Source organism: Peribacillus sp. NPDC058002 (assembly GCF_042886655.1).
Taxonomy (GTDB): Bacteria; Bacillota; Bacilli; order Bacillales; family DSM-1321; genus Peribacillus; species Peribacillus aracenensis.
Genome location: NZ_JBHVQU010000366.1, coordinates 1 through 2,771, shown reverse-complemented (window position 1 = coordinate 2,771; position 2,771 = coordinate 1). Strand labels below are relative to the sequence as shown.

The window sequence follows — 2,771 nt, the reverse complement described above, 5'->3', positions numbered from 1 at the left end:
GGTAATATAGCTAATAAATTGTAAACGTTTGATTGATTTTTTATCGATTTTTTTACGACACTAAGATTAATTGGGTTTTTAGCATTCTGTTTATAGCAAGAAAAATATATTTCGAAAAAGTAAATAAAAGAATGATTTATAGTCATCTTTGAATCTGGCACGGATCATGCATATTACTTATATGAGTTATAAAATATTATGAAGGAGTTGTTTTCAATGAAATTAGGAATGTTTTTACAGCCATCACATCCACCAGAAAGGAATCCTTATGATGCCACTGAGTGGGATTTAGAGGTGATTCAATTGGCAGATCAATTAGGTTACAATGAGGCCTGGATTGGAGAGCATTTCACTTCGACATGGGAGCCAATTCCAGCTCCAGACTTAATGATTGCTCAAGCTCTTAAATCTACAAAACAAATTAAGCTTGCACCTGGTGCCCATCTGCTACCTTATCATCATCCAGTAGAATTAGCTCACCGAGTTGCCTATCTTGATCACCTTTCCCAAGGACGATTACTTCTAGGAGTAGGTGCAGGAGCGATGCCGACGGATTTAGAAACATTTGGTGTTGAATTTGGAGAAAATAGAAAGATGATGGCGGAAGCATTAGAAATTATGCTGAAACTTTGGAATGAAAAAGAACCTTTTGAATTCAAAGGAAAGTATTGGAACGCAAATAAAGTAGAAGGAAACGATATCTTAAAACCACATATGGAGCCTTTCCAAAAACCGCATCCGCCAATTGGTGTTACTGGACTCAGTCCAGGTTCGGAAACTCTAAAAATGGCAGGTGAAAAAGGGTTTATTCCAATGAGTCTTGGAAATAACCTCGAGTATATTGCTAATCACTGGAAGGATGTCGAAGAAGGGGCAAAAAGGAGCGGAAGAAATCCACAACGCAGTGAGTGGAGAATTACCAGAGATGTGTTTGTTGCAGATACCGATGAAGAAGCACTGGAAGGATCATTAAATTCTATGATGGGCAGACATTATCGTGAATATTATTTACCTCTGTTTAGACAACTTGGAGGAGTTTCAGTGTTTAAACATAAAAGTTCTGTAGATGAAAATGATATTACACCGGAATATGTAGCAAAACACAATTGGTTGGTCGGTTCACCTGAAACGGTAGCAACTAAATTTGCAAATCTTTATGAAGCGGTTGGGGGTTTTGGGACTTTACTTGTAGTTAGCTACGATTATAGTGAAGACCCTGCAATGTGGAAAAAATCCATGCGGTTATTAAAGGAGGAAGTACTTCCAAGGGTGGAAAAGAAGTTAAAAGTAAAAATATAACTCTTTCTTGATTAACCATTTTAAAAAATAGAGGAGGAACTTGAGTGGGTTTTTCTGAAAAAGTAGTAATTGTTACAGGTGCAGCTGGGGGAATCGGGAAAGAAACAGTTAAGGGATTTGCTACAGAAGGAGCCAAGGTTGTTTTAGTTGATTTGAACCAAGAAACGTTAGAATCTACAGCAAAAGATTTAAATCTTACAGATGGACAGTACTTATTGGTTGTAGCGGATGTTACGAAAGAAGAGGACGTAGAAAGATATGTGGCAAAAACGATAGACACCTTCGAACGAATTGACGTATTCTTTAACAACGCTGGTATAGAAGGAAAGATTTTACCAATAACGGAATATCCGACCGATGTATTTGAATCGGTGTTAAATGTAAATGTTATGGGAGTTTTTTATGGATTAAAACATGTCCTTCGAGTCATGAAGGAACAGAAATCGGGATCTATTATTAATACATCATCTATTTCTGGCTTAAATGGAATATCCGGTGTTAGTGCTTATATTGCTTCTAAACACGCTGTTAATGGGTTAACCAAAACAGCCGCATTAGAAATGGCCCCGTACGGAGTTCGAGTTAATAATATTAATCCGTCTACTGTAGACACAAGAATAATGCGTACATTTGAAGAAGCAGCATCACCTGATGATGTCGCCGCGGCTAGAGAGGCTTTTACCCAGGCCATTCCGCTGGCTCGATATGGTACACCAGAAGATATTGCTAACTTAGTGCTGTTTTTAGCTTCAGACAAGGCCTCTTTTATTACTGGTACAGATCATAGAATTGATGGTGGACAATTGGCTGGTGTAAGAGGATATTGACATACTTGAAAAATTATTAGTAAGCGAAGTAACAAAAATATATATAAAATCTGTTCTGTTAGGAAACTTTTTGGATTTTTGAGTACTTAGCACAGTTTAAAGAAAGACACCTCAACAATCCCCGAAAATACGATTATTGAGGTGTTTTTGAAAATTGAATTGATTTTGAAGAAATTTCAACTTTTTGATATTAATGAAAAATTCCTAAAAAATAGAAACAAATAAATCCGTTTTAGAAAATCCATAGACTATCTAATTTGCTAATTCCGAGAGTCCATTTATTAAGGGAGGTTAGACAATTTGTATACTGAAACAAGCAAATTATGGGCAATTATCCCAGTGGAGTAACAATCCTGACTACCACAGGTGCAGACGGAAATCCTTGTGGTCTTACGGTCAATTCATTTGCATCAGTCTCCCTTGATCCTTTATTAGTTTTATGGTGCATTGATCGTAAATCGACTAACCTTGGACCTTCCAACAATCTGAAGGGTTTGCTGTGCATATACTTTCAATCGATCAGGAAGATTTATGCTGGACTTTTGCTGACAAGGATGCGAATCGTTTTTCTAAGGCTAATTGGTCATTATCAAAAAATAATTTACCTGTCATTTCGGGTTCTTTAGGTGTATTAGAATGTAAATC

At 36.7% G+C, this 2,771-nt stretch carries 3 protein-coding genes and 1 pseudogene; all 4 read left to right on the top strand.

Features of this window, described 5'->3' with window-relative positions:
* Positions 1-216 precede the first annotated feature (216 nt).
* On the top strand, positions 217-1,299 hold the full coding sequence (locus ACFVSH_RS25090; RefSeq protein WP_352921076.1) for an LLM class flavin-dependent oxidoreductase: 1,083 nt from the start codon (positions 217-219) through the stop codon (positions 1,297-1,299).
* A gap of 44 nt (positions 1,300-1,343) precedes the next feature.
* Positions 1,344-2,126 (top strand): SDR family NAD(P)-dependent oxidoreductase, encoded by a 783-nt coding sequence (locus ACFVSH_RS25085; RefSeq protein ID WP_387595043.1) that lies wholly within the window; start codon positions 1,344-1,346, stop codon positions 2,124-2,126.
* A gap of 323 nt (positions 2,127-2,449) precedes the next feature.
* A pseudogene (locus ACFVSH_RS25080) lies at positions 2,450-2,530 on the top strand (flavin reductase family protein); the annotation flags it as partial.
* A 95-nt stretch (positions 2,531-2,625) separates the two neighbouring features.
* Positions 2,626-2,771: flavin reductase (locus ACFVSH_RS25075; protein WP_387708458.1), on the top strand; the 146-nt coding region annotated here is incomplete at its 3' end.